The sequence below is a fragment of the Acinetobacter sp. AB03 genome, from assembly GCF_058107045.1.
This window is the reverse complement of record NZ_JBUEBA010000002.1, coordinates 1,684,372-1,711,222: the sequence shown is the minus strand read 5'-3', so window position 1 is coordinate 1,711,222 and position 26,851 is coordinate 1,684,372. Positions and strand designations below refer to the sequence as shown.

Sequence of the window (26,851 nt, the reverse complement as noted above, 5' to 3'; positions counted from 1 at the left end):
AATTCGTTAGATTTTGTCCTTTTATGACATAGTCGAAAATAGGTTCTCACCTTATCTTGATGTCTCAATAATGCACACTTGTATAAAAATAAACTAAAGCAGAGGGTGACTATGGGAAAGCATGTTGAATACCGTCCTGAATGGGTACGTGAAGATTTCATCGATTTTCTGGCTGAAAAAGTAAATCCGCTATGGGCATGGAAAAAAGCCAAAGCGCGGATTGTTGCAAAGCATCACTTGTCAGATGACTTTGTGTACATGCAGTTACAGCCAAATCATCATTTTAAAGCAACCGACTATCAAGCTGGGCAAAGTATCTTAGTGACAGTACTCATTGCTGGTGTACGTTGGCAGCGCAGCTATTCAATTGTCGAGATTATAGAAAATGGCAATCTTGTGATTGCTGTTAAACAACAGGGCAAAGTCTCAAATGCACTTACTCAACAGCCTGTAAAAAGTGTAGTTGAAATTTCCAAACCGCAGGGCGAATTTGTTTTAAAAAGTCAGCCTCACTCTGCACTGATGATTGCCTCGGGAAGTGGTATTACTGCAATTTACGCATTGATCAATGCAGCATTAAAACGCCCACAAACAGTTTCCAATATTGATCTCATTTACTTTACGCGGGATGATAGCTTTCATGCAGAACTGCAACAACTTACTGAACATTATCCGCAGTTTAAATATCATCATGTCAATACACGGACCCATAAACAACATCTGAGCCAAGACTTGCTTAGCCAAAAGATTGAAGGTTTTGAACAACGTGAATGCTATGCCTGCGGTGCTGCCAATATGATGCAAAGCCTGACAGAAATCTATCAAGCTTTAGACTTAGTGGACCATCTGCATACCGAATACTTTCAAATTGTTGTCGACCACACCCAAAGTGCTCAAGTGGTCACGTTTCAACGTTCGCAGCAACAGTTTCAAGCCCAAAGCAATTTATTAGACAGTGCAGAACAAGCGGGTTTACGTCCCGCACATGGCTGTCGTATGGGCATTTGTAATACTTGTTCATGTACAAAAGTTCAGGGTGTGGTGCGGAATCTGCTCACAGGCGAGCTTGATCAAAACAATAACACACAAATTAAATTATGCATTTCACAGGCGGTTAGTCCTGTTGTGATCAACCTATAAGAAGGCATAGATATGAATCTTCCCGTTTATTTTAGTGAAAGCAGTAAATCCAAATATTTAAGTCCTGCACAAATCGAAGAGTTTGGTGCGAAAGTTGAAGCAATCCGTCGTGAAGTGATGGAAAGTCTCAATGAAAAAGATGCTCAATATATTTACAAAATTCGAAATTTTGTGCGCTATAGTGAAATAAGCGCACGTGCAATACTCATGTTTGCAGGATGGCTGCCTCCAGTATGGATTTTGGGCACAGGTTTATTGGGTGTATCTAAAATCATAGAAAATATGGAGCTTGGGCATAATGTCATGCATGGTCAGTTTGATTGGTTAAATGACCCGAGTCTCAATGGGACAAATTATGACTGGGACACTATGGCCACAGGCCCCGACTGGAAACATACGCATAATTATATCCACCATACCTACACCAATATTGTTGGTATGGACCATGATGTCGGCTATGGCTTAGTCCGTGTGAGCGATGCACAGGTCTGGGAACCTCGCTTTTTACTGAATCTACCTTTAGCTGCACAGTTAATGGTGTTTTTTGAGTGGTATGTTGGTATACAAAATCTTCATATAGAAGATGTGGTGGCCTATAAAACAAAAACTTGGCGCGAAGTCTGGGTAGAGTCATATGATTTTAGGCAGAAAATGAAACGCCAAGTGATTAAGGACTATATATTTTTTCCCATCATTGCTGGGCCAAATGCACTACCAGTCTTTGCAGGAAATGCAGTAGCCAATGTTATTCGTAGTTTATGGGCATCCGCGGTGATTTTTAATGGTCACTTTACCGAAGACGCTGAAAACTTTGAAATGGACAATATCGACAATGAAACACGGGCTGAGTGGTATCTGCGCCAAATTCGAGGCTCAAGTAATTTTAGTGGGACACAGGGCTTGCATATTTTAAGCGGGAACTTGAGTCATCAAATCGAACATCATCTTTTCCCTGACATGCCAGCCAATCGCTACGCACAAGTCGCGCCCAAAATTAAAGCACTGTGCGCAGAGTATGGAATTCATTACAATGAAGCGAGTTTTATCAAACAGTTTTCATCTGTTTGGGTGAAATTGGCTAAATACTCACTGCCAAATGAGTGTTATGAAAAAAGTGACCCTACACAGTCTTTTCTGAAACACAATCTGAGTTTATTGAAGAAAAAAATCTTTAAATCATAGCTCACAAGCATGTACCAGAGCAGAAACTTTATTGGATAATATTGACCCATTAGTTTTCTGCTTTTTTTGCACAAAAGTAGGGCGTAAAATCCCTCTATATGATGTCTTTGTGTAAGTCGGATTAAATTTAATCATTATGTGAATAGTCGGCATTTACTTAAAATAAATTATTGTTAATATTGGTTTTTCAGTGAAAGTTGTTTAGCTTTGCTATGTCGCTCAAATACATGCTCATTTGCTATTGAAAACGGCTCTCAGTTATTTGTCTAATTTGTGTAATAGTTGCAATTTTTCATTGGTATACGCTTATATAAGTTGTATATGATGCATATTGTGATGGTAATCACGCAGCGTCATTATACTTATACTTATATTTACTTTTTTGTTTTTTCATTGTTTTTCATGACTTTGCTTGATTTCTTTTTTAAACAATATGTCTGGTTATGGACTAAACTAGCAAGTTTAAGTTGCAGATAATTATTATGTCTCGAACCCATTCACAGCCTAAGAATAAATCTAAAAATATTGCTTATGATCAACAGGCAGGAAAGAGTTCTACTTCAAAAAAAGACCACCATCTGATTGATATTATTCCTCAGCTTTTTTGGATTCATAATGACCTCTGCAAATATATAAATTTACCCTTACGTCAGTATGTGGGAGGAATGGATTTATCCGCAGATAGCTTCAATTTGGTCGAATATATTCATCTAGAAGATGCGCCAGCATTAGATGAATTTTTGCATCAACCGATAATTGCCGAGCTCACATTTGAAAAAACCTGCCGTATTCGTAATCATCAGGGCCAGTATCATTGATTCTTAGTCCAAGGTGAAATGGATCGCTCTACCGCTGGATTTCAGCTGAGTTGCACTGATATTCATCAGGGCATGAAAATTTATATCGAGTCTTTGGCGCTGTTACGTGCGCATTCGGATATGTTAAATGCCAGCGTAGACTGCATTATTGTGGTTGAGCCAGATGGCACGGTCACACATATGAATAAGTCGGCATGTGTCATGTTATTGGGAAGTGCAGATGTTAAGGACTTTGGTATGTCTTGGGTCGAACTTTTGCCTCCTGCGGTGCGTAAAAAAGCCAAAAAAGCATTATATGATGCAGGCCAAGGCCAAATTTCCCGTTTTAATGGCATGAGTTTATCGGTCGGAAAAGTTTATTATTGGGAAAATGTTCTGACACCTGTACTTGATGTTGACGGAGAGACCCAGAGTATTTTATGTGTTTCACGTGATATCACGCTGCAATATCTCACCGAACAAAAATTAAAACAAGGCAGTGAACGTGATGAGTTAACCGGTTTAAATAACCGACGTGCGTTTAAAGAAAAAATCAGAAAACTGTATAGTAGTGCACGTGATAAAAACAAAAGTTAGCCGTCATGTTGATGGATTTAGATCACTTTAAAACCATTAATGACACACTCGGTTATGCCGCAGGTGACCACCTTTTAAGAATTTTATCGAAACGTTTAAAACAAATTTTAGAAGGGCGTGCTTTCTTGGCACGTCTTGGTGGGGATGAGTTTGGTGTGATTATTCCGAATGTGCAGGATATAGGTGAGCTCAATCAAATTGCCCAGCAGATTTTGCAACAACTCGAGATTCCCATCACATTTTCGGGGAACTACATCAATGGTGGCATGAGTATTGGATGTGGCCTCTATCCAGATGATGCCAATGACCTCAGTGAGCTACTCAAGTGTGCCGATACAGCACTGAATGATGTTAAAGCACAGGGCCGCGGTGGTATGCGCATGTTTGATCAGGATATGTTTAATGCGGTACGGGAGCAATCTGAACAACTTAATTGTGCGCATCAAATTATTCGTAATGTTGCCATCGAGGCTTTCTTTCAACCGAAAGTGTGTTTAGATTCAGAAAGAATTATCGGTTATGAAGCGCTCTTACGTTGGCGTGATGATCAGAATAACATTCAAAGTCCTGCACGAATTGCAGCAGCCTTTAATGATTATGAGTTATCCAGCCGTATTGGTGAGATTATGCAGCATCAGGTTTTTAAAAAAATTACTGAATGGCGGGCAAAAGGCTTACAAGTTGTACCTATTTCAATTAATGCAGCACCTGTTGAGTTTATGCGTGATAATTTTGCAGAGATCTTTTTAAAACGTCTCAAAGCCTACCGCATCCCCTCGAAATTTGTTGAAATTGAGGTTACTGAATATCATTTGGCTGAACGCGGCTATGAATACGTGGTTCGAGCCTTAAAAAAACTCAAAGCAAATGGTGTGCGAATAGCACTGGATGATTTTGGTACAGGGCATTCCTCTCTTACTCATTTACGTGACTATCCCGTTGATATTATTAAAGTTGACTGCTCTTTTGTACAGCGTTTAAGTGATGATAAATCGATTTATGCCATTGTCGAAGGGTTAGCCAAACTTGGCCCGATTTTATCAATGGATATCGTAGCTGAAGGGATTGAAACTGAAACGCAATTGCAGCTTTTAAGAGATATGGGCTGTCATATTGGGCAAGGTTATCTGTTTAGTCCGCCTGTTTGTGCTCAGCAGGCAGAAATGCAGTTGCTAAAACTACACTAGGCTTCATAGCGACTGTTCTCATGAACTCAAACATGATTATGCCATTGAATTAAAGGCGAAGGCAGTGGCTTAAACGGGATAGAACTGACTTTTTGCATAAAAAAGTGTTGTCAAAGCCAAAAAATCAGCGTATTTTAAATTTCAGATAACATATTTTTGAAGATATAAAAATGTTAAAGCAACCTGTAACCTCTAACGCAAATTATTACTTTTGGCAATTTAGATAATTGCCTGAACGCGTTCGGGCATCAAAAGGTTGCCCACCTAGTTAATACCTGATCGGCAACCCTGATCAGGTTTTTTTATATCTGCTGTTTTAATAAATTTTGGAGTACTTCATGAAAACAACTAATTATTCATACTTTAGCAACTTTTATTGGTTTTACTTTAGTCAATTTATGACTTTAGCCCAGCAATCCATTAGACCCATAACGCTCAAATAAAAGATCGGACTGAAGACCACAGTCCAAAGGATACAAACCAATGAATGCTCTAAATACTGCACTACAAAGTACTCAAACGACAGTTCAAGAAACACTTTTAAGTTTGCCGCAGCAACTCAAAGCGCAGTTGCCACTTTCAACGCCATTAAAACTACAAATTGCTGAACAGCGTCAAACCATTCAAAATATATTAGAAGGCAAAGATCATCGTTTAATGGTCATTACTGGCCCGTGTTCCATTCACGACCCTATTGCGGTTTTAGAATACGCTGAAAAGTTAAAACAATTACAAACCAAAGTTTCAGATCAGATTTTCTTCGTGATGCGTGCTTATATTGAAAAACCACGGACTACGGTGGGCTGGAAAGGTTTTTTATACGATCCTTTACTTGATGGATCTTCCAATATGCAGTTGGGATTAGAGCAGTCTCGAGCATTGTATTTAGCGATTATTGAAATGGGTTTGCCGATTGCTACAGAAATTTTAAGCCCGATGGCGACTGCTTATTTCGATGATTTGTTGGCGTGGGGAGCCATTGGTGCGCGTACTAGCGAGTCGCAGATTCACCGTGAAATTTCGAGTCATATGCCGTTCAGCATTGGTTTCAAAAATGGCACAGATGGTTCAATTCAAATTGCACTGGATGCGATTCAGTCTGCATCAAACCCTCACCAGTTCATGGGAATTGGGCAGCAAGGCATGGCATGTATGCTTCAGTCCCAAGGAAATCCGAAGCCACACTTGATTTTACGTGGTGCAAACTCGGGGCCTAACTATGCTTTAGCCGATATTCGTCATATGCAAGATAAAGTCAAAGGTAAATTACCTGCTTTGGTGATTGACTGTAGTCATGGTAACAGTAGTAAAAATCCACTCAATCAACCTAATGTATTGCGTAGCATTGTTGCAGAACGCACGCAAAGCAATGTGTGTGGTGTCATGCTTGAAAGTCACTTGGCTGATGGTAATCAGAAAATTTCAGATGACATGGTCTATGGTCAGTCTGTTACCGATGGCTGTTTAGGCTGGGAAAAAACCGAGCAAGTCCTTTTAGAGGTTGCCGACACATTACGCAGCCACGCTGTTCAGCGTAGTGCTTAATCAACGCAGCCAAAAAGACCTTTTATTGAAAGGTCTTTTTTTGTGATGTAGTTCAATAAATGAAGATAATAAATTGAAAAATAAGCTAAAAGTTATTTATCAAACGATAAATTAGGTTGAGCTAGAGCAGAAACTTATGCAAAATCAGAAGCCTGAAAGAACACGATAAAAAATTGTATTTTGAATAAAAGAAATGCTTTTTAAAGTCAGCTATTTGCACTAGTTTTTAGAGAACACTATGTATTCTGCAGAACTTTTAGAAGAAGCCCGTCGGATGATGTTTCACATGCTCAGCAAAGTGGTTGAGTATGGTGGTTCAGACTTATTTATATCTGCAGACTTTCCGCCAAGTATTAAGCATCAGGGCCTTATGAAGCCATTGGGTCAACAAAATTTGCCATCTGATCAGACCAAACTCTTTGCTTATAGTTTAATGAACGAAAAGCAACGATTGGAGTTCGAAACCGAGCTTGAGTGTAATTTTGCAATTAGCGTTCCCAATGTTTCGCGTTTTCGTGTCAATGTTTTTCAGCAGCAACTGCATGTGGGGATGGTGATTCGTACGATTACAGCGGAAATTCCTAACTTTACTAAGTTACAACTTCCAACGTCTTTAAAAGACGTGATTATGGAAAAACGTGGTTTAGTATTGGTAGTTGGGGGTACAGGGTCGGGTAAATCGACGTCTTTGGCAGCCATGATTGATCATCGAAATGAAAACTCGGCAGGGCACATTATTACGGTTGAAGACCCTGTGGAGTATGTACATAAACATAAGAAATCGATGATTACTCATCGGGAAGTGGGTGTGGACTGTCATTCTTGGCATAATGCTTTGAAAAATAATTTGCGCCAAGCACCCGATGTCATTTTAATTGGTGAGATTCGTGACACGGAGACTATGGAGCATGCCATAGCTTTTGCAGAAACAGGTCACTTATGCCTAGGAACATTGCATGCCAATAATGCAAATCAGGCTTTAGATCGTATTATTAACTTTTTCCCAGACGAACGTCGTAATCAACTTTTGATGGACTTATCTTCTAATATGAAGGCGATTATTTCACAGCGCTTGGTACGAACTGAAGATGGCTGTGGCCGCCGAGTAGCAGTGGAAATCATGCTCAATACGCCGTTGATGTCAGACTTGATACTTAAAGGGAATTTCCACGAACTCAAAGAAGTGATGTCGAAGTCGCGAGAGTTAGGCATGCAAACTTTTGATCAGGCTTTGTTTGATTTATACAATCAAGGTGCAATCGCTTATGAAGAGGCGCTACGAAATGCAGACTCGGTCAATGAATTACGTCTACAGATTAAATTAAAGAGTAGTCGTGCCAACCCGCAGTTAAACTCAAATAGTGCTTTGTCTTTTGATCAAGCGGTTGCTGAAAAAGCCAAAGACGCTGAAGAAGAGAAGGCCGATGCCTAATTTTCTGAGTCCGTATGTTCATTGCTATGCGCATACGGACTGATGTTTTAAGCGATTTTCTTTCTATTTGCGATAACGGCATAGAACAATAAACTTAAAATGGTAGTCAGTGCACAGAATAAATAGGTGAAGCTATAACCTTGCTTAGAAATGAGTAGACCCAACAATACAGAGCCAAGAGCAATACCTAAGTCATACATGGTAAAGAACGTGGAGGTCGCATGGCCAATCCGATGCTTTTCCGCACCTTGAATAGCTAAAGTTTGTAGACAAGGCTGTGCAGAACCAAAGCCCATGCCAACGCATACTGCCGCAACCAATAAACCCGTCAGAGATTGAATCTGACTGAGAATCATAAGCCCCAAGCTAAATAATATAATCGCTGGGTAAATCACATAGCTCGCTCCGCGACGGTCATAAATTTTGCCTGTAATTGGGCGTAGACTCATCATGGAAATCGCAAAGACAATAAAAAACAAGCTCGCGTAGTTCAGTAGATGTTTAGACTCTGCATAAGTTGAAATGAACGACATGATACTGGCATAGGAAAAAGAAACGATCATGCCCATAATTGAAATATTCAAGGCTTTAGTTTCAACAAAGTCATGGATACTGAGCTTGCGCTTCACGGCGGGTGTCAATTTTTGAGTGGTCTGCTGAATTGGGATAAAGAAGCAAAACAAGAAACCGAGACAGACACTAAACGCTAAAATCCCTGCGACCATTGGATAGGATACAGACTGGATCAGGGTTAAACCGAGGAATGGCCCAAGTACAATCCCCAGATTAATCGACATGACAAAATAGCCCATGCCTTCGCCTTTACGTTTTTCTGGAATAAACTCATTGACGATAGGTACGGCAACTGTAGTGACTATACTGAACCAAATGCCATGTAGAAAACGAATCAGTAACAACAGTTGTAAATTATCAGCAAATAAATAGGCCAAGGAAAACAAACAAAATAGGGCTTCCGCGATAAAAAGCGTTTTCTTATTGCCAAATTTTTCAATAATGAGTCCGCTAAAAGGACGAACTGCGATAGACGATGCCATGAACAAAGTCATGGCTAAGCCTGCTTGTGCAAGGCTTCCACCCAAATCATTCAAAATATAGATTGGGAGGATTGAGGTCTGTGCAAAGTAAAAGATGAACAAAAACAGATTGTTCGCTAAGCAAAGAATAAAAGACTTATTCCATAGTGATGATGTATTGAGAGCAGACATGCAGAACCCTTGGCTCGAAGATGAGGCTACAGGACGTAAACTGTTGTTATTATTTTATGCAGAAGCTAGGTCACGGCTGTGAAATTAGAACAATCAAATTATAAGATAATGCACGTGAAAAGTATAATTATAGTAATAAATACTGGTGTTTAAGCGAGATAAATTTATAAATATTGATTTAATTTATCAAAATAAGAGGATAGATGTAAAAAACCAGTCCGTAGACTGATTTTTTGAGCCGTAAATATGAATACTAGGCTTATAGACCCGCTTCATAGGCTGTGCTTGAAAGGAGTTGTTCTACATCTGCGATATTGTCTGGTTTGATTTTATAAATCCAACCTTTGCCGTAGGGGTCATCATTGACGAAGTCAGGATCATCTTCCAGATTGGCATTGATTTCTACCACGGTGCCAGAAACTGGTGCATGAATATCAGAAGCTGTTTTTACAGATTCAACCACACCCGCTTGTTCGCCCGCAGTGATTTGTTGACCAATTTCTGGTGTTTCAACATAGACTAAATCGCCTAAAGCATCCTGTGCATGGTCTGAAATACCAGTTACAACAAGATCACCTTCAATACGCACCCATTCATGTGTACTCGCATACTTCAATTCTGAAGGATGATTCATGAATAACTCCTTAAAATACAAAAATAATTTTTCGCATGATTTATACATGATTTTTTATCAAAACAAAAGATCTATAAATACGGATCTTTACGCCAATTACTCGGGCTGCGTCCACTCCAACGCTTAAATGCTCGGCTGAAATTTGCCACATCACTATATCCCAGTTCATCCGCGATTTGCTCTAAGCTATAGTCTGTACGTGACAAAAGTGACGTGGCATGACGGTAACGCACTTCATCCACAATGGTTGAAAAAGACGTGCTTTCAGCAGCCAATTGGCGCTTCAGTGTTCGATCAGACATGTGTAAGAGGTCAGCCACATGCTCGATGCTTAAATAGTGTTGTTCTGAGCGCGTCAAAATGTCACGTACACGCATCGATAATCTTCGGCGTTCGCCCATGGCTGAGAGCTCAGCTTCACATTGATTAATGGCTATTTGGCTTGCAAGTGGGTCAGCATTGACCATTTTAAAGCCGAGATAATGCTTATCAAAACTCAAAAGTAAATGTGGTTGATCAAAGCGAACACTATGATTAGGCAGCTTTGCACGATAGCGATCAAAGCCTTCAGGTTCTGGAAAATCGAAATCAATTTCCCCAGCCAGATTTTCAATGCCAGTGAGCGCCTTACTCATAGAAACAATGCCAAAAATAATACTGATCGCAATATCGGTACGCAACGGTTCTATATCGACATCACAGCGTAATTGTAAAGTCGCTTTTTCGCCAAAGGTGGAAAAGAAAAGCTGCAAAAAAGGCATGCGCAGTTGAATAAAACGGTTAGCAAGTACCAAAGCTTCGCCAATATCATGAGTTGTCATAATGGCATAGCCAATGAAGCCATGAATTGAAATACGCATTTGCGTGCCTAGATGGTAGCCAAGCGTGGGCTCACCAGTGAGACGGCTGGCCAACTTCACAAGTTCATTGGCAGTATGAACAGGTATGCGAAAGTCAGGCTCTGCGAGTTGTTCGCTCGTGAGTTGAAAAGGGGAAAATAGGGTCTCTGCGTTATAGCCCCAACGAGACACAACATCTAACAACAATAAGCCATAAACACCAGGAATTCCTTGATCTTGGCGAAGTGAAACTGTTTTCATGCGCGATCCATTGCATTTTTCTTTCTTTTCTGACTGAAGTTATATTGGCATGAATATTTCAAATTCATGGAGCATATTGTTGGACAATATACTCCGAGCCTATATCAATTCAGTATCCTTTTCATTTCTGATTTAGTGGAACGATATTATAAATATCATAAATTTCTGAGCAAAAATATAAGACTCTCGATAAAAATAAAGGCTCAGCAAATGATGCTAAAAGTTAAGTAAAATCTTTTCAAAATCAGCACGGTTAAATCATTGAGATGATGATCTAAGCGTGCTGAGGATGGAAAGTAAAATTAGGCTTCTTTCTTTTTAATCGGATGTTGTTCCGTTAAAAATCCACCTGTTTGACGCTGCCAAAGGTGCGCATAGATACCATTTTTCTGAATCAGTTCTTCATGTGTCCCTTGTTCTGCAATACGACCTTCATCAAGCACGATCAAACGATCCATTTGAGCAATGGTTGAAAGACGGTGTGCAATCGCAATCACCGTTTTATCTTGCATTAAGTCATCAAGACTAGATTGAATTGCAGCTTCAACTTCTGAGTCTAGGGCACTGGTGGCTTCATCTAAAATTAAGATTGGTGCATCTTTCAAGAACACACGAGCAATCGCGATACGCTGGCGTTGGCCACCTGAAAGTTTCACTCCACGCTCACCAACATAGGCTTCATAACCTGATTTACCACGTAAGTCAGTCAGCTGAGGAATAAACTCTTCGGCTTTGGCTTTACGTACTGCAGCATACATTTCTTCATCACTGGCATTTGGACGGCCATATTTAATATTTTCTGCAACACTGCGGTGTAGCAAGGAGGTGTCTTGAGTCACTAAGGCAATATTACGACGTAAGCTGTCTTGGGTGACATCTTCGATATTCTGTCCATCAATTAAAATTTCACCCTGTTTCAATTGATAAAAATGCAGTAATAGTTGAATCAGTGTTGATTTCCCTGCACCAGAGCGACCCACGATCCCAATTTTTTCACCAGCTCGGATGCGTAGGTTTAAATTGTCGATGACATTTTTACTGTTGTACGCAAAAGTTACGTCTTTAAATTCAATCACACCTTGTTTAACCTCAAGGTCTTTGGCATTAGGTTTGTCTTGAATCGTGATCGAACGACCTAAAGTTTTCATGCCATCTTGAATGGTACCGACACTTTCAAAAAGTGCTGAGGTTTGCCACATGATAAATTCAGCGATACTGCTCAGTTTTAAAATCATAGCCGTTGCAGCAGCAATAACACCAAGTTCAACTCGCCCATTCATCCATAACCAAACCGCAGTGCCCAGTACACCCGCGTAAAGCACTATGTTTAAAAACAGGATGCTGATTTCATATTTAGCACCTAAACGCATTTGTTTATAGACGGTGACCATGAACTCTTGCATCGAGGCTTTGGCATATAAACTTTCACGTCCTGCATGGGCAAAAAGTTTCACTGTTTGAATATTGGTATAGGCATCGGTAACACGGCCAGTCATCACAGCTCTGGCATCAGCCTGTTCATTTGAAACTTTGCTCAAACGTGGGATGAAGTAATATGCTGCGCAGATAAACAACGCCAACCAGACCAGTAAAGGCAATATTAGGAGTGGGGAAATAGCGGCAAGTACCAAATTGACCGTGACAAAATAAATTAGCACATAAGCCAACATGTCACCCAAAATAACCCAGAACTCACGGATTGCCAGTGCAGTTTGCATGACTTTTGCGGAGAGTCGTCCTGCAAAATCATTGTGAAAAAAGTCGAGACTTTGCTTCAACAGCAAATTATGAAAGCGCCAGCGCAGGCGCATAGGAAAAGTGCTAAATAATATTTGGTGTTTAATAATCGACTGTAAACTGGCAAATAAAATATTGGCCAATAAAATACAGAATAGAAGGACTAAGTTTGAACCATGTTCCGCTAAAAATGTTTCTGGCTGGCTTTTACTGAGCCAATTCACTAAGTCACCAATTTTGGCGTAGAACAAAGCTTCAAAGCTGGCAGCCCCAGCCGTGAATAAAACCAAGATCAGCAAATAGCCACGCACACCTTTAGCGGCTTGCCATACAAACGGAAAGAACGTAGTCGGTAAAGGTTGGTTTAAACCTTCTTCTGGATAGGGATCAACACGTTTTTCAAACCATTTGAACATGAATAAAACCTTCTAAAAATAAGCCATTTATGAGGTAACGACTTGTTTTATAAATAAGCAGAATTTGAAAATTTTAGCATGAAAAGACCTCAGTGGTCTGTGTAAATTGCGAGAGACTAAACGATGTTGTAGCAGTATTGATAGCAAGAAATGTAGATGAATAGATATAAAAGTCTGATATAGAGAAGAGTGATAAAAGGGAATTCAACCAAATGAATCCCCCAGGATGCTTAAAGCATTAGTTTGCTTGAGCTTCTGATGTCGCAACCGCATCAGCTGCAGCAGCTTCTGAAGCAGGTGCTGCATTTTCAGTTGCAACAGCAGCTTGAGTGGTTTCTACAGCTTGAGTTTCTGCTGCAAAAGAAGATGTCGCTGCGACAGCTAAAAGGGCAGCACATAAAGATTTATTTAAAGTATTCATTTTAGAAAGTCTTATAAAGAGAGGTGGAGTGGCTAATTTAATGAAAGAAAAGGTTGGTATTGTGATATTGAAGTATATTTCACATAATTAACTTACATAATACACATCATAAATAACTTATTTACTTCAGAACTAATAAACCTCTTGCGAAAGTATCGTTTTACCTAATTTTTGAATTGGCTAAAACCTTATAAAATGTAGCTTTGGGCTGTTTAAATTTTGACTAACGCAAGAAGTCTAATGCTATGTATTTTCATAATTGTTATTATTAATTAGGTGGTTTTGAATATATATTAAAATGCTTATTTTGCATTTTTAAGACTTTGGATATGCCAAAACTGCAGTAGTTTTAGCATACCAAAGTGAAAAAAATTACGAGTTTGATAGTGCGATTTGCATGTCATATCCCGATGGTGCTTGGTAAACTTTGAGACCAAATTCGGGAAGAATGGCAATTAAATGATCGAAAATATCCGACTGAATTGCTTCATAATCTTTCCATGCAATTTGAGTGCTAAATGCATAAATTTCCAGTGGCAAGCCTTTTTCAGTCGGTTGTAACTGACGTACGATTAAAGATTGGTGTTTTGAAATGTTCGGATGCTGATTAAGGTACAGCTCAACATACGCACGGAAGGTCCCAATATTGGTTAAACGTCGCTGATTACAAGGAGATGTATTGCTCAATTTCTGATTAAACTCAATCAGCTCTGTACTCTTGTGATCTAGATATTGGTCTAATAATAAAAACTCTTTAAGTTTGCTTTGTTCTGCTTCAGACATAAAGTGAACGCTACTTTGGTCAATATAAAGTGAGCGTTTGATACGACGTACGCCTGCCTGTGACATACCCCGCCAGTTTTTAAAAGTATCAGTGACCAATTTGTTGGTTGGAATTGTGGTAAAGGTTTTATCAAAGTTCTGTACCGTAATGGTGTGTAATGACATATCAATGACATCACCGTCTGCATTCAGGGATGGCATTTCAATCCAATCTCCAATGCGGACCATGTCATAGGATGAAATCTGAACAGAAGCCACCAAAGACAAAATGGTGTTTTGGAAGACCAACATCAGCACTGCCGCCATTGCACCAAAGCCCGCTAGCAAGGTGAAGACATCTTTCTTCAAGAAAGTCCCTAAGATCATCAGGCCACAAACGATGAAAATAATGAGTTTGATCAGCTGTAAATAGCCTTTGATGGGCTTATTTCTAGACTTTGGATTACGTTGATAAACCAAATTGAAGATATTCAGTAATTCACCAATCGCCAGCGCAATGGTTAAGAAAATAAAGGCCTGTGCCGCCATTTGGACAAAGGTGACCATTTTCGTAGATAGGTGAGGAACGGTAACGATACCATTCATAATGACGATTGCTGGGACAATGTTCGCAATTCGACGAATCACACTATGCTGCGACATGATGTCGTGATTGGCAAATTTTAGCTTAGTGATGAGATGCCGAATACCACGAACGACAACATGCTTGGCAATAATATACGCCAGTATAGCCACTAGAATGAGTATGCAGAATCCTGTCAACATTTCGATCCAAGGATACTGATCCGACCAGTCTTTTAAACTCTGTATGAAATGAAAATTATCCAAAATGCGATCTTCTTTTGATTAAAACACTGCAAATAGTGTAATCAGCTATATGAATTAAGCAAATTGTGTCACTAAGTTTATACATGTTATCAACGACTTGTTTATTTACTCTCTTAGATTCCGCTTTTAAGTCATTATTTGGATGTCGTGAAGTATAAATTGTTGATGGTCGCGGGATATGTCAGGCCAATGAAATGGTAAATTAGTTTTATAATGAACTAGGAAAAAAGAAGCTTCCTATATGGAAGCTTCTGATGGTTCAAATTACCACATGAGATCATCAGGGATCACGTACGCAGCGTATGGATCTTCCTCATCGGTGACTGCCTCATTTTTCTCTGAGGTATTTACGATAATAAAGCCTTCAAGTTTGGCATTAATGCGATCAGCTAAAGCTTTAGGTAAGAAGGCATAACTTTCATGATCACGTGCAATCACGAGGCTACCAGCAACCAAGGCATTATAAATTTGTTGATTGATATATTGTTTTTTGATTTTGCCATCATCAATAAACTGATAGGCCACGTCACCATCGGTATCCCGGATTTTATGCTGCGTGATCATTTGAATGATCGTCGCTTTGAGCTCTTTTTCTTGCAATATCGCTTTCTTCTCAAGTTCGATGGCTTGATCTTTGGCCTGTTTTTGCTGTTTGTCTTGTGCAATTTTTGCCTTGATCTCAGCTTCACTGCTTTGACCTGTTCTTTGCTCATGCACTGCTTGTTTAGAAAGTTTTTTGGCCTTTTTGTTGTCAACTAAACCGGCTTTGAGTAACTGAGCCTGTAATGCATTTTTTACCATAGCGAATTCCACAACTGCGTTTAAAAACGACGATAACGAAAGTAAATGATCCAATATACAACACTAAGGATCAAGCTTAATGCTGTTGGAACTAAAAAAGAATTGAGTTTTAAATAGGGATACATCCAACTTGCACAGAGTCCGCCGATCAAAAAGCCACTTAAAATCAAAAGATGTAAAACTACACGCCGACGCTCAACCACGAGTCCGCGCACACGATAACCAAGCGCTAAGCCGAGGTCGGTAAGAACACCCGATAAATGTGTGGTGCGGATGATAGTGCCTTTATAATGGCTCACCATGGCATTTTGCACACCCATTGCGACGCAGGCCCAGAGTAAAGCATAGCGCGGAAAATAAGGCAGAAAGAACCAACATAGGAAAATAAAAAAAGCCACTAACGTGAGTGGTACGCCATAGCGGCGTCCCAATCGAAAGTGACTATTTCCCAGAATTACACCGCTATAAAATGAACCGATGACATAGCAGACAGTTACTAATAGCAAATATAAAATGCTTTCGGGTTGCCAATGTACAAGCGACATCGCCAAAACACTTACATTACCAGTCATATGGGAAACAGACTGGTGTAAAACAGTCACCAGTCCTAAGACATTAATCATTCCTGCATTGACTGCAAGAAAGAATGCCCCCAGTTGAATCCAAAGTGGTAAGTGTTGAAATGGCATAACTTCAAAAAAGAAATAATATACTGATTCTACAATATATTATTTTGAAGCGCGGTCAACTGCTGCAGTAAATAATACGTCAGTTGATGAGTTCAATGCGGTTTCAGTAGAGTCTTGTAGTACGCTAATCACCATACCAATTGCAACCACTTGCATTGAAATATCAGATGAAATACCAAACAGTCCACACGCAACAGGGATCAACAACAAAGAACCACCTGCAACACCAGAAGCACCACAAGCTGAAACTGTTGCAAGCACAGATAAAATCATCATGGTGGTAAAGTCAACATTAAGACCTAGCGTATTGACTGCTGCCAGTGTAAGCACAGTAATAGTCACTGAGGCGCCGGCCATGTTAATGGTCGCACCCAGTGGAATGGCAACGCTCGCTGTAGATTCAGCCACACCCAAACGTTTTGCAAGATCTAAGTTCACAGGAATGTTCGCAGCAGAACTACGCGTGAAGAAAGCAGTGATACCACTTTCACGTAAACACTGAAATACCAAAGGATATGGATTGCTACGTGTTACCACTGCAACCATAAGCGGGTTGATGACTAAGGCAACGAAAGCCATTGTGCCGAGTAAGATCGCCAATAAGTGTGCATAGCTTGCTAATGTGCTTAAACCTGTTTCTGCAAAGGTTACCGCCACTAGACCGAAAATACCGATAGGCGCAAAGTTAATCACCAAACGAATCACGCTATTTACTGCGTGTGCGGTATCATTGAGTAAGTCTTTGGTTGAGTCTTTGGCATGACGGAATGCAGTACCCAAGGCTACAGCCCACGCCAAAATACCAATGAAGTTTGCTTCACTAATGGCAGTTACAGGGTTAGCAATAAAGCTCAGCAGCAGGTTCTTAAAGATTTCAATCAAGCTACTTGGTGGTTGTAAGTCAGTATTTGCAGGTAAATTTAAGAACAACGTACTTGGGAAAGCGATGCTGACAGCAACTGCTGAAAAAGCAGCCAGTAGCATACCCACGGCATACATGATGATGATAGGACGTAGATTCGCACTATGACCTACTTTAAAATTTGCAATAGAAGCAAGAACCAAGACAAATACAAGTACAGGCGCGACAGATTTTAACGCTTTAATAAATAAGTCGCCTAGCAGGCTCAAATAAGGTGCAACGCCTGGGAAAACAAGGGCTACACCAATACCCAAAATAATGGCAATAATAATTCGAGTAACTAGACTCATTCGCGCTAAAACAGAAAACATAGAGGCGCCTTGTTGAAATTACGAGGACAAAATACGGATTTTAAGTGCGCCATTTTATACCTAATTTGCTAACTGACTGAAAAATATTTAAATATAAAAATTAAGTTATTGTAATTCCAGTTTTTATTATTCATTTTAATTCATAAAAACGACATATTTAATGGATTTTTATCATAAATGCCTGCTTGATATTTCTCACTAAATTGAAAAAGTACAAGCATGCATTCAGTCTCTTATGAAGTTTTAAGCAGCTGAGGTGAAAGGGTCTGAATGGCTTGATAGTGAGTTAAAAAGACATTCCCACTCAAATGTTTCAATAGCTTTGAGCTTTGCAGTCTATCCATCACAGGGCCTTTAACTTCGGACAAATGCAGCTGAATGTTTTGCTTGGCCAATTCTAGATTAATATCTTCCAGCATTTCTAAAGCACTCAAGTCGATACTGCTCACACTGGAACAATTAATCACGACATGAGCTAACTCAGGTTGTTGGCTCACGGCATTGATCAGTTCACCTTTCAATATGTTGGCATTTAAGAAGGTTAGGCTTTCATCTATACGCATTGACAGTACTTGTGCCGTTGTTTGAACTTGATGGCGTTCAACATTGCGAAAATGTTGCGTCCCTTCGACCAAGCCAATCACAGCAATATGTGGCCGGCTAATCCGCCAAAGCAACAAAATAAAGGTTGAGATCATGCCAATGATCAGGCCGGCTGAAATATCGATACAGACAACACCAAAAAAGGTAATCCACATCGCGATACCATCTGCTTTGGAATACTTCCATGCTTCGATGAAGGGTTTAAAGTCCACAAGTTTCCATATCGAAACGATAATCGTTGCAGCCAAAATAGCTAAAGGAAGGTCCTGAAAGAAACCTGTAAAGTATAAGCTCACTACAATAATCAACAGCGAAGAGAGCACACCAGCCATAGGGGTCTGAGCGCCTGCATCTGCATTAACGACAGTACGAGAAAGGCTGCCTGTTACAGGAAATGCCGAACTGAAACCTGCACTGATATTGGCTAACCCCAAAGCGATAAGTTCTTGGTTGCTATTGAGTTGACTTCGGTTTTGTAAAGCAGTGGCTTGAGCAATGGAAAGTGATTCAACAAAACTGATCATCGCGATCATAGTTGCACCTGGCAAAAGTTGCAGAACTAAAGTCCAGTTCCAATACGGCATATCGAGTGGAGGCATACCAGATGGAATGATTCCGACGGTTTTGATTCCAAGCGTTTGCAGTTGGAAAAAATAGACCAAGGCAATCGAGGCAACCACTAAAAATAAAGGAATAGTACGCGAAAGTAATACAGTCGATCCGAACCAACCTTTTAAGGCATTAGTATTCAGCAGCTTTGGTACATAAATTAAAAATGCGATTGCACACAGTCCAAACAGCAGCGTACCTATGTGAGTTAAACTGATGTATTGCCAAACACTTACCACAAACTCGGGGATATTATTGGCTTTTAAAGGCAGATCGACAATAAACTTCAACTGACCCAAAGCAATCAGCAAAGCAGACGCAATAATGAAACTTTGGATGACGGGGTGGCTAATCAGCTGGATGAGGAAACCAAAGCGAAATAAACCTAACAGCAGGGAAATGATACCGACCATTAGTGCTAATAAACATGCCGCTTGTATATAAACTGGTGAACCAACTTCAAACATCGAGTTCAAAGTCGCAAAGGTCATCATCGAAATGATTGCAACAGGGCCAATAGAAAGCGTCGGACTGCCACCACTGATGGCATAAATAATCATTGGGATAATGCTGGCATATAACCCAGTGATTGGCGGTAAGCCTGCCAACATGGCATAGGCCATGCCTTGAGGAACCAACATGGCAATGACAATAAAAGATGCAAGTAAATCTGACTTAAACGTAGGCGTGTCATAGTGCTTGAGCCATTGCCATGCGGGTAGATAATGGCTTAGATGACGATTCCAATCAGACATAAAAAAATCTAAATCACAAATATAGATATATTATGCATAAAAAATGCTAAGAAGTCTTAGCATTCGTTTTCATAGCACAGAAAATATAGCAGTGATTGGTTTAGAGAAGTGGTTTTGGGCAGTACAAGCTATACAAAGTATTTAAAACTTCAATCATGCGTTCATCTTTAATGGAGTAATAAATTTGTTTACCATCACGGCGCGTATTTACCACATCACTTTTACGTAACATCATTAATTGTTGAGAAAGAGTCGGCTGTTTGATGTCGGTAATTTCTTCAATTTGAGAAACATTAAGTTCTTGTTGCGACAAATGACACAAAATTAATAAACGATCAGTATTGGCTAGAGATTTTAAAATACTCACAACAACTTCAGCAGAGTCGCGCATAGACGTTATTTCAAGTCCTGTGTTCATTTAAAACCTACTCATAAAACAAAACAACTGTGCGCTTAGTATAAAACCAAGCCGTTCATAATGCTGTCTTTTCAAGTCCAATATGCATGGCTTTTAGTGAAATAAAATATTAGCTAAAGTTATATATACTTAATATTTACATCAAAATTAGTTATTCAAAATGTTACTTAAGTTCTCGATATTTATATAATTTAAGCCGATTTTTTAAATCAAACTCTCATTCTTTATGATTATTTATAATAAGCTTTGAATATTTTATCATATAGAGAGCATTAAAATCATAATTACAGAGCTTTTTTAAAAATATCATTCTAAATTTAAAAAATACAAACATTTATTAAAAGGCATAATTATTGCTAGATAATATTTTTGACCAAAAAGTAAACTTTGAGATGAATGTACAAATTTTTCCATCCCATATAGAAGATGCTGAATATGTGGTTTTGTCGTCGGGTTTAGGTGGACATGCGCAGTTTTGGCAGCCACAAATTCAAGACCTACAAACCAAATTTCATGTCCTAACTTACGATCAAGAAGGTTGCCATGAAAACAGTACATTATTAAAACCAGATTATTGCATACGCGATTTGGGGCAGCAGCTTTTGCTGATTTTAAAGCAACAACATATTCAACGCTTTCATTTTATCGGTCATGCACTAGGTGGTTTTATTGGTGCGGAGTTGGCAACCTTATGCAAATCGACTGAGTATCAGATGTTATCAATCACGATTTTAAATGGGTGGGACACGTTAGATGCGCATACCTATAAATGCTTTGAAACCCGAATTAATCTTTTAACATGTGCAGGCACTGAGGCTTATGTCAAAGCACAGGCTTTGTTTTTATATCCACCAGCTTGGATTTCAGCAAATATAGAAAGTATTCAAAAACAAGAACAGTTGCAAATTCAAAACTTTCCACCGCATGAAAATGTATTACGACGGCTAAGTGCATTAATGAACTTTCAACTGAGCGAGGAGATACGAGCCGCTTTGCAGAATATACCGATGCATTTGATTGCAAACCAAGATGATTTCCTTGTGCCTTACCAACGCTCACAAAAATTTAAAACGGTTGTTTCCGCATGCACAGTTGACTCTTTTAAAGCAGGGCGCTCATGCAGCGACTGTAACCGAAACAGTCGTGATGAATAAGGAAATATTGGGCTTTTTAACAGGGCAGGAAAGTTTAGTTTAGTTTATTGATTGTTTAATTTGGCTTTATAAAGTGAAGGTGTATAGGTTTTGAAATCTATACACCTTTTTTATTTAGGCTAAAAATATAAAAATTCTAGTTTGGATCATTTACCGCACAATCATTGATCACTCCTCACAGAGATAGTGCATAAAATAAAAACTAATTTTACTTTTTGGTAAAAAATAAAATTAAGTAAAATTATTTAATACATTAAAAAATAACAATAAATAATAATTGGCATGGCTTGTGCAAATATATTTTTATCAAACTAAAGGTCAAAAGTCTTGCTGTATTTAGCCTTTGATGTTCTGCAAATAATGAAATAAGTGTAGAGGATGAACGAGATGAAAATAGGTATATTTTGTCCAATTGGAAATAATGGCTGGCTGCTTTCGGAAACCGCGCCACAGTACATGCCTTCATTTGAACTAAACAAAAAAATTGTTCAACGTGCTGAGCATTATGGTTTTGACTTTGCTTTGTCGATGATCAAACTGCGTGGCTTTGGCGGGAAAACAGAGTTTTGGGATCATAACCTAGAAACATTTACCTTGATGGCTGGACTCGCTGCGGTGACCAGTAAAATCCAAATCTATGCAACAGCAGCGACGTTGGTGATGCCGCCTGCAATTGTGGCACGTATGGCGTCAACCATTGATTCTATTTCAAATGGTCGTTTTGGTTTAAATGTCGTGACAGGCTGGCAAGCACCCGAATATACGCAAATGGGGATGTGGCCAGGAGATGAGTATTTTGCACAGCGCTATGAATATCTTTCTGAATATGTAGAAATTTTGCGTGAACTCTGGGCGACAGGTCGTTCAGATTTTAAAGGAGAGCATTTTACTATGCAGGACTGCCGTGTGAGCCCCCGTCCGCAAGCAGACATGAAAATTATTTGTGCGGGTCAGTCTGATACAGGGCTTGAGTTTTCTGCCAAATATGCCGATTACAACTTTGTTTTTGGTAAAGGGCTGAATACACCGACAGCCTATGCAGAGATCAATGAGCGTTTAAAACAGCAAACCGATAAAACAGGTCGTGATGTACAAACCTATGTGTTGTTTATGGTGATTGCTGCAGAAACAGATGAAGAGGCGCATGCGAAATGGCAAACATATAATGCTGGTGCGGATATGGAGGCGATTAATTGGCTAATGAACCAAGGTGGTAAAGATACCAAATCTGGAACAGATACCAATATTCGCCAAATGGCATCTTCGGTTTCGCCTGTGAATATCAATATGGGAACGTTAGTCGGTTCGTTTAAACATGTTGCACACATGTTGGATGAAATTGGTGAAATTCAGGGGACTGAAGGTATTTTGCTTACCTTTGATGACTTTGTACAAGGGGTCGAAGACTTTGGTCAGCGTATACAACCTTTGATGAAATGCCGTGAACATATCGTGGTTGAAGCGGATGCACCACGCGTTGTTTTGGAGAAAAGCGCATGAATGACTCTATAGTCTGTACAGAATTTACTAAACAAAGTCTGCAAGCAAAAACATTAAAAGCAGAACCTGAACATATTGCTTTAGCACCTGAACACACTGCATTGATTGTGATTGATATGCAAAATGCCTATACCTCAGAAGGTGGTTATTTGGACTTGGCTGGGTTTGATGTATCTAAAACCAAACCTGTGGTTGAAAACATTCAAAAAACCATTACTGCTGCACATGCAGCTGGTATTCAGGTGATTTACTTTAAAAATGGTTGGGATGACCAGTACCGTGAAGCAGGAGGGAGTGATTCACCAAACTTCTATAAGTCGAATGCTTTAAAAACCATGCGCAAAAATCCAGAGCTGCAGGGAAAACTACTGGCAAAAGGTGGTTGGGATTTTGAGTTGATTGATGCACTCAAGCCTGAACCACAAGATTTAGTCATAGAAAAGCCTCGCTATAGTGGATTCTTTAATACTGCGTTGGACAGTATGTTGCGGGTGCGAGGAATCCGAAATTTAGTTTTTGTCGGTATTGCGACCAATGTCTGTGTCGAGTCGACGTTAAGGGATGGTTTTTTCTTGGAGTATTTTGGGGTCGCTCTTAAGGATGCGTGCTACCAAGCTGGGCCTATCGAGGTGCAAGAAGCAAGTCTCTATAACATCAAAACCTTTTTTGGTTGGGTGTCTGATACACAAAGTTTTGTGAACACCTTTCAAACTTCAAGCAGTCAAACACTGGCAAAAACAGCATAAGTCATACATACGAAAGCTAGAGGAAACCTCATGCCTAAAGAAATTATTGTGCCTGAAGGCACATCGAAACCACTTGCACCATTTGTACCTGCAACTAAGGCTGACAATATCGTCTATGTATCAGGCACCTTGGCCTTTGATGAACATAACAACGTCGTTCACGTTGGTGATGCAGCAGCACAGACTCGACATATTTTAGAAACCATTAAACGAGTCCTTGCAACCGCAGGTGGCACAATGGATGACGTCACTTTTAATCATGTCTTTGTGAAAGATTGGGTCGATTATGGCGCGATTAATGCTGTATATGCCGAGTATTTTCCAAACGATAAACCTGCACGCTATTGCGTACAGACTGGACTGGTCAAGCCAGAGGCTTTGGTTGAAATCGCTTCGGTTGCACATGTGGCTTAAGTGGAATAATCAAATTTTAATGCCCTGATATACGATTTTTTTAGGGCATGGAGAATACGATGAATGCAAAACTGATAAATCAAGATCAAGTTGAAACCATGCTGAATCATAAAGCACCGGAGGCAATGGATGAGGCGATGTTGGATCAACACACATTTCGTCAAAGTATGGCGAATCTAGGGGCTGCGGTCAATGTGATTACAACAGATGGGGGGCGGGTCAGGCAGGCTTTACTGCATCGGCAGTATGCAGTGTGACCGATACACCGCCAACGTTGTTGGTGTGTTTAAACCGCTCAGCCTCTGTGTTTGAGACATTTAAAACCAATCAAGTGTTATGTGTAAACACGTTGTCGAGTCAGCAACAACATTTATCTAATCTGTTTGGAGGTAAAACTCCAATGCCTGAACGTTTTGCTCAAGGCACATGGTCCACACTGTTGACCAATGCACCGGTCTTGGAGGATGCATTGGTGAGTTTTGATTGTGAAGTGGTACAGACTATGTCTGTAGGTAGCCATGATGTGCTGTTTTGCCAAGTCAAAGCCATGAAGCAAAGTTATGGACTAAATGCGCTGATGTATTTTAACCGTGGTTACTGTGAGCCATTACCAATGTGCTAATTCAAAAATTCCTACTTTTACAAGGAGGGGAAACCCATGCAAACAAAAGAATCGTGGTTTCCAAAATTTAAGCCTTATCAAGGCGATTTAGATACAACGCCTGTGCAAACAGATGAATACTTACCCGCAGGAAAAAGCATTATTTTGGGGTTGCAACATGCTTTTGCCATGTTCGGCGCAACCGTACTTGCCCCATTGCTGATGGGCTTTGATCCGAATCTAACGATCTTCATTACAGGCATTGGTACGATACTCTTCTTCCTCATGACTGGTGGACGTATGCCAAGTTATTTGGGGTCAAGCTTTGCCTTCATTGGTGCAGTGGTTGCAGTTACGGGTTATACAGGTGTTGGAGCAAACCCAAATCTTTCTTTAGCACTGGGTGGAACCATTGCGTGTGGAGTGTTGTACGCGTTAATTGGCTTAGTTGTGATACGCACTGGTACGGCATGGATTGAAAAGTTGATGCCACCTATTGTGACAGGCGCCATCGTAATGATTATTGGCCTACACCTCGCACCAGTTGCGATCAAAAGTGTGTCAGCCAATCAGTTTGACTCTTGGATGGCGTTAATCACGATTATTTGTATTAGTGTCATTGCGGTATTTACCAAAGGTATGGTGCGCCGTTTACTGCTACTTTTAGGTTTAGTTGCATCTTATTTTATTTACTTCTTACTCACCAATGTCATGGGTTTTGGCACTGCAATTGACTTTGCAAAAGTCGGTCAAGCAGCATGGTTTGGTTTGCCAACTTTCCACAGCCCAACCTTTGATATAAACGCCATGATGTTGATTGCACCCGTTGCGATTATTTTGGTGGCTGAAAACTTAGGACATTTCAAAGCTGTGTCGGCGATGACGGGGAAAAATTTGTCTCCTTATATGGGACGCGGTTTCTTTGCAGATGGGGTATGTACAACACTGTCTGCTTCAGTTGGGGGCACAGGGATGACCACCTATGCTGAAAACATTGGGGTGATGGCAGTCACTAAAGTTTATTCAACCACAATCTTTGTTTTTGCAGGTGTATTTGCGATTTTACTGGGGCTTTCGCCTAAGTTTGGCGCAGTGATTAGCACAATTCCCGTTGCACTCTTGGGTGGTGCATCCATTGTGGTTTTTGGTTTGATTACCGTTGCTGGCGCAAAAATTTGGGTCGATAACAAAATTGATTTCACCAAGAATAGTACTTTAATGATTGGGGCCGTGTGTCTGATTATGGGAACTGGTAATTACAGCTTACAAATAGGGAGTTTTGACCTAGGTGGTATTGGCACTGCAACACTAGCAGCCATTCTGCTTAATCTTTTCTTGAACCGAGGCCGTGAAAAAGAGCAAGTCGTAGAAAAGTCGGAAGATCAAATCAATAGCACTATTGCACACAGTTAGGAGTACATTTTGAGTCTGAATATTGCATTTATAGGACTTGGGGCAATGGGTTGGCACATGGCCTCCCATTTGCCAAAACTGGGTCATACTGTTTGGGTCTGGAATCGCACAGCGGAAAAAGCGTCTTCACATGCGCAAACCTTTGGTACTTTGCAGGTTGAACTTCAACAAGCGATGCAAGCCGATGTTATATTTTCATGCTTACCGACCAGTGCAGATGTTGAAGCGTTAATTGCGTTACATCCACCCAAATCTGAAAGTTTATGGGTGGATTGTACCAGTGGCGTGCCTGAGTCTGCACAGCGAATTTCCACTGATTTGGCAGCACGTGGTGTGACTTACTTAGATGCACCTGTTTCGGGTCAAACCATCGGTGCCGAACACGGTACTTTGACGGTTATGGTAGGTGGCAATATCGCTGGATTTGAAAGGGCAAAACCTATTATTCAGGCATTTTCTGGGCTGATTAAATACGTCGGGAAAAGTGGTGCAGGCTTTGCGGTTAAGGCGGTGAACAATACGCTCATGGCAACACACTTATGGGCACTGTCTGAAGGTTTGTCGATTTTGAAGCATCGAGGCGTTGACTTGGCTGGAGCGTTGAGTTGTATCAATCACTCTAGCGGTAAAAGTACGATGTCTGAAACGGTGATGGCGCAAAAAGTCTTGAGCCGTACTTTTCAAAAAACATTTGCTTTAAACCTGTTGCAAAAAGACATTGGTATTGCGATGGATCTGGTCAAAGAAGGACAGATGAAAACACCTGTTTTTCAAGTGACACAAGAACTGTTCTTAAAAACAGATCGAGAACAGGCTGCACAAGTAGATTTTAGCGCGGCCGTTACACAGTTAGAAAAGTGGAATAGTGTAAGGCTCGTTTAAGCTGGTCG

General features: G+C 40.1%; 24 protein-coding genes and 2 pseudogenes. 14 read left to right on the top strand and 12 right to left on the bottom strand.

Translation table 11 applies throughout. The features are described 5' to 3' along the window. The first annotated feature begins 111 nt into the window (after positions 1–111). The 5 genes from ACY3FQ_RS08675 to ACY3FQ_RS08655 all read left to right on the top strand — a co-directional run bounded on the left by ACY3FQ_RS08675 (position 112) and on the right by ACY3FQ_RS08655 (position 4,903). A complete protein-coding gene (locus ACY3FQ_RS08675; protein WP_236769487.1) occupies positions 112–1,140 on the top strand; it encodes a flavin reductase family protein in 1,029 nt (342 codons plus the stop codon). Between the two features lie 12 nt (positions 1,141–1,152). Continuing rightward, entirely contained in the window at positions 1,153–2,322 is a 1,170-nt protein-coding gene (locus ACY3FQ_RS08670; RefSeq protein ID WP_279664456.1) for a fatty acid desaturase family protein, read from the top strand. Positions 2,323–2,804: 482 nt separating this feature from the next. After that, entirely contained in the window at positions 2,805–3,140 is a 336-nt protein-coding gene (locus ACY3FQ_RS08665; RefSeq protein WP_279664454.1) for a hypothetical protein, read from the top strand. A gap of 18 nt (positions 3,141–3,158) precedes the next feature. Next, positions 3,159–3,716, top strand: a complete 558-nt coding sequence (locus tag ACY3FQ_RS08660) for a PAS domain-containing protein (RefSeq protein WP_279664451.1) — start codon at positions 3,159–3,161, stop codon at positions 3,714–3,716. A 5-nt stretch (positions 3,717–3,721) separates the two neighbouring features. After that, positions 3,722–4,903, top strand: coding sequence for a putative bifunctional diguanylate cyclase/phosphodiesterase (locus tag ACY3FQ_RS08655; protein ID WP_279664449.1), 1,182 nt, complete (start codon positions 3,722–3,724; stop codon positions 4,901–4,903). Between the two features lie 391 nt (positions 4,904–5,294). Here ACY3FQ_RS08655 and ACY3FQ_RS08650 read toward each other — a convergent pair whose 3' ends face one another. Beyond that, complete coding sequence (locus tag ACY3FQ_RS08650; protein WP_157843581.1) at positions 5,295–5,408, bottom strand: hypothetical protein; 114 nt, start codon at positions 5,406–5,408, stop codon at positions 5,295–5,297. Between ACY3FQ_RS08650 and ACY3FQ_RS08645 the strand changes: the two genes are divergently transcribed. Further along, entirely contained in the window at positions 5,387–6,448 is a 1,062-nt protein-coding gene (locus ACY3FQ_RS08645; RefSeq protein ID WP_489773863.1) for a 3-deoxy-7-phosphoheptulonate synthase, read from the top strand. The two genes, ACY3FQ_RS08650 and ACY3FQ_RS08645, sit on opposite strands and share 22 nt — an antisense overlap. Before the next feature lie 238 nt (positions 6,449–6,686). Further along, positions 6,687–7,880: a PilT/PilU family type 4a pilus ATPase gene (locus tag ACY3FQ_RS08640; RefSeq protein WP_279664445.1), complete on the top strand. Its 1,194-nt coding sequence runs from the start codon at positions 6,687–6,689 to the stop codon at positions 7,878–7,880. Positions 7,881–7,927: 47 nt separating this feature from the next. Here ACY3FQ_RS08640 and ACY3FQ_RS08635 read toward each other — a convergent pair whose 3' ends face one another. The 11 genes from ACY3FQ_RS08635 to ACY3FQ_RS08585 all read right to left on the bottom strand — a co-directional run bounded on the left by ACY3FQ_RS08635 (position 7,928) and on the right by ACY3FQ_RS08585 (position 20,133). Next, positions 7,928–9,106, bottom strand: a complete 1,179-nt coding sequence (locus tag ACY3FQ_RS08635) for an MFS transporter (RefSeq protein ID WP_489773862.1) — start codon at positions 9,104–9,106, stop codon at positions 7,928–7,930. A gap of 259 nt (positions 9,107–9,365) precedes the next feature. Next, positions 9,366–9,740 (bottom strand): glycine cleavage system protein GcvH, encoded by a 375-nt coding sequence (gene gcvH / locus ACY3FQ_RS08630; RefSeq protein ID WP_419276109.1) that lies wholly within the window; start codon positions 9,738–9,740, stop codon positions 9,366–9,368. 71 nt (positions 9,741–9,811) lie between these two features. Beyond that, complete coding sequence (locus tag ACY3FQ_RS08625) at positions 9,812–10,840, bottom strand: AraC family transcriptional regulator (protein ID WP_004979806.1); 1,029 nt, start codon at positions 10,838–10,840, stop codon at positions 9,812–9,814. 302 nt (positions 10,841–11,142) lie between these two features. Next, positions 11,143–12,993, bottom strand: a complete 1,851-nt coding sequence (locus ACY3FQ_RS08620; RefSeq protein ID WP_183176075.1) for an ABC transporter ATP-binding protein — start codon at positions 12,991–12,993, stop codon at positions 11,143–11,145. A gap of 238 nt (positions 12,994–13,231) precedes the next feature. Then, positions 13,232–13,414 (bottom strand): hypothetical protein, encoded by a 183-nt coding sequence (locus tag ACY3FQ_RS08615; RefSeq protein WP_335997085.1) that lies wholly within the window; start codon positions 13,412–13,414, stop codon positions 13,232–13,234. A 372-nt stretch (positions 13,415–13,786) separates the two neighbouring features. Further along, positions 13,787–15,025: a mechanosensitive ion channel family protein gene (locus ACY3FQ_RS08610; RefSeq protein WP_489773860.1), complete on the bottom strand. Its 1,239-nt coding sequence runs from the start codon at positions 15,023–15,025 to the stop codon at positions 13,787–13,789. Between the two features lie 264 nt (positions 15,026–15,289). Continuing rightward, positions 15,290–15,826: a DUF2058 domain-containing protein gene (locus ACY3FQ_RS08605; protein WP_005399509.1), complete on the bottom strand. Its 537-nt coding sequence runs from the start codon at positions 15,824–15,826 to the stop codon at positions 15,290–15,292. 20 nt (positions 15,827–15,846) lie between these two features. Beyond that, positions 15,847–16,515: a YoaK family protein gene (locus ACY3FQ_RS08600; RefSeq protein ID WP_004693233.1), complete on the bottom strand. Its 669-nt coding sequence runs from the start codon at positions 16,513–16,515 to the stop codon at positions 15,847–15,849. A 39-nt stretch (positions 16,516–16,554) separates the two neighbouring features. Then, a complete protein-coding gene (sstT, locus tag ACY3FQ_RS08595) occupies positions 16,555–17,748 on the bottom strand; it encodes a serine/threonine transporter SstT (RefSeq protein ID WP_201703250.1) in 1,194 nt (397 codons plus the stop codon). A 233-nt stretch (positions 17,749–17,981) separates the two neighbouring features. After that, positions 17,982–19,715 carry a SulP family inorganic anion transporter gene (locus ACY3FQ_RS08590; RefSeq protein WP_279739821.1) on the bottom strand — a complete coding sequence of 578 codons (1,734 nt, stop codon included), beginning with the start codon at positions 19,713–19,715 and terminating at the stop codon, positions 17,982–17,984. 100 nt (positions 19,716–19,815) lie between these two features. After that, complete coding sequence (locus ACY3FQ_RS08585; protein WP_201951378.1) at positions 19,816–20,133, bottom strand: ArsR/SmtB family transcription factor; 318 nt, start codon at positions 20,131–20,133, stop codon at positions 19,816–19,818. Positions 20,134–20,525: 392 nt separating this feature from the next. Here ACY3FQ_RS08585 and rutD point away from each other — a divergent pair. The 7 genes and pseudogenes from rutD to ACY3FQ_RS08550 all read left to right on the top strand — a co-directional run bounded on the left by rutD (position 20,526) and on the right by ACY3FQ_RS08550 (position 26,843). Beyond that, positions 20,526–21,330, top strand: a pseudogene (gene rutD, locus ACY3FQ_RS08580) (pyrimidine utilization protein D). Positions 21,331–21,674: 344 nt separating this feature from the next. Next, the gene (rutA, locus tag ACY3FQ_RS08575; RefSeq protein WP_489773857.1) at positions 21,675–22,787 is read left to right on the top strand and encodes a pyrimidine utilization protein A; all 1,113 of its coding nucleotides are present in this window, start codon (positions 21,675–21,677) and stop codon (positions 22,785–22,787) included. Then, the gene (gene rutB / locus ACY3FQ_RS08570; protein ID WP_489773856.1) at positions 22,784–23,533 is read left to right on the top strand and encodes a pyrimidine utilization protein B; all 750 of its coding nucleotides are present in this window, start codon (positions 22,784–22,786) and stop codon (positions 23,531–23,533) included. The genes rutA and rutB overlap by 4 nt, the downstream gene beginning before the upstream one ends. 30 nt (positions 23,534–23,563) lie before the next feature. Then, positions 23,564–23,947, top strand: coding sequence for a pyrimidine utilization protein C (rutC, locus tag ACY3FQ_RS08565; protein ID WP_348960126.1), 384 nt, complete (start codon positions 23,564–23,566; stop codon positions 23,945–23,947). Between the two features lie 98 nt (positions 23,948–24,045). Beyond that, positions 24,046–24,569, top strand: a pseudogene (gene rutF, locus ACY3FQ_RS08560) (NADH-dependent FMN reductase RutF). A gap of 36 nt (positions 24,570–24,605) precedes the next feature. Then, positions 24,606–25,961, top strand: a complete 1,356-nt coding sequence (gene rutG, locus ACY3FQ_RS08555) for a pyrimidine utilization transport protein G (RefSeq protein ID WP_489773855.1) — start codon at positions 24,606–24,608, stop codon at positions 25,959–25,961. A gap of 45 nt (positions 25,962–26,006) precedes the next feature. Next, a complete protein-coding gene (locus ACY3FQ_RS08550) occupies positions 26,007–26,843 on the top strand; it encodes an NAD(P)-dependent oxidoreductase (protein WP_431605450.1) in 837 nt (278 codons plus the stop codon). The last annotated feature ends 8 nt before the right edge of the window (positions 26,844–26,851 follow it).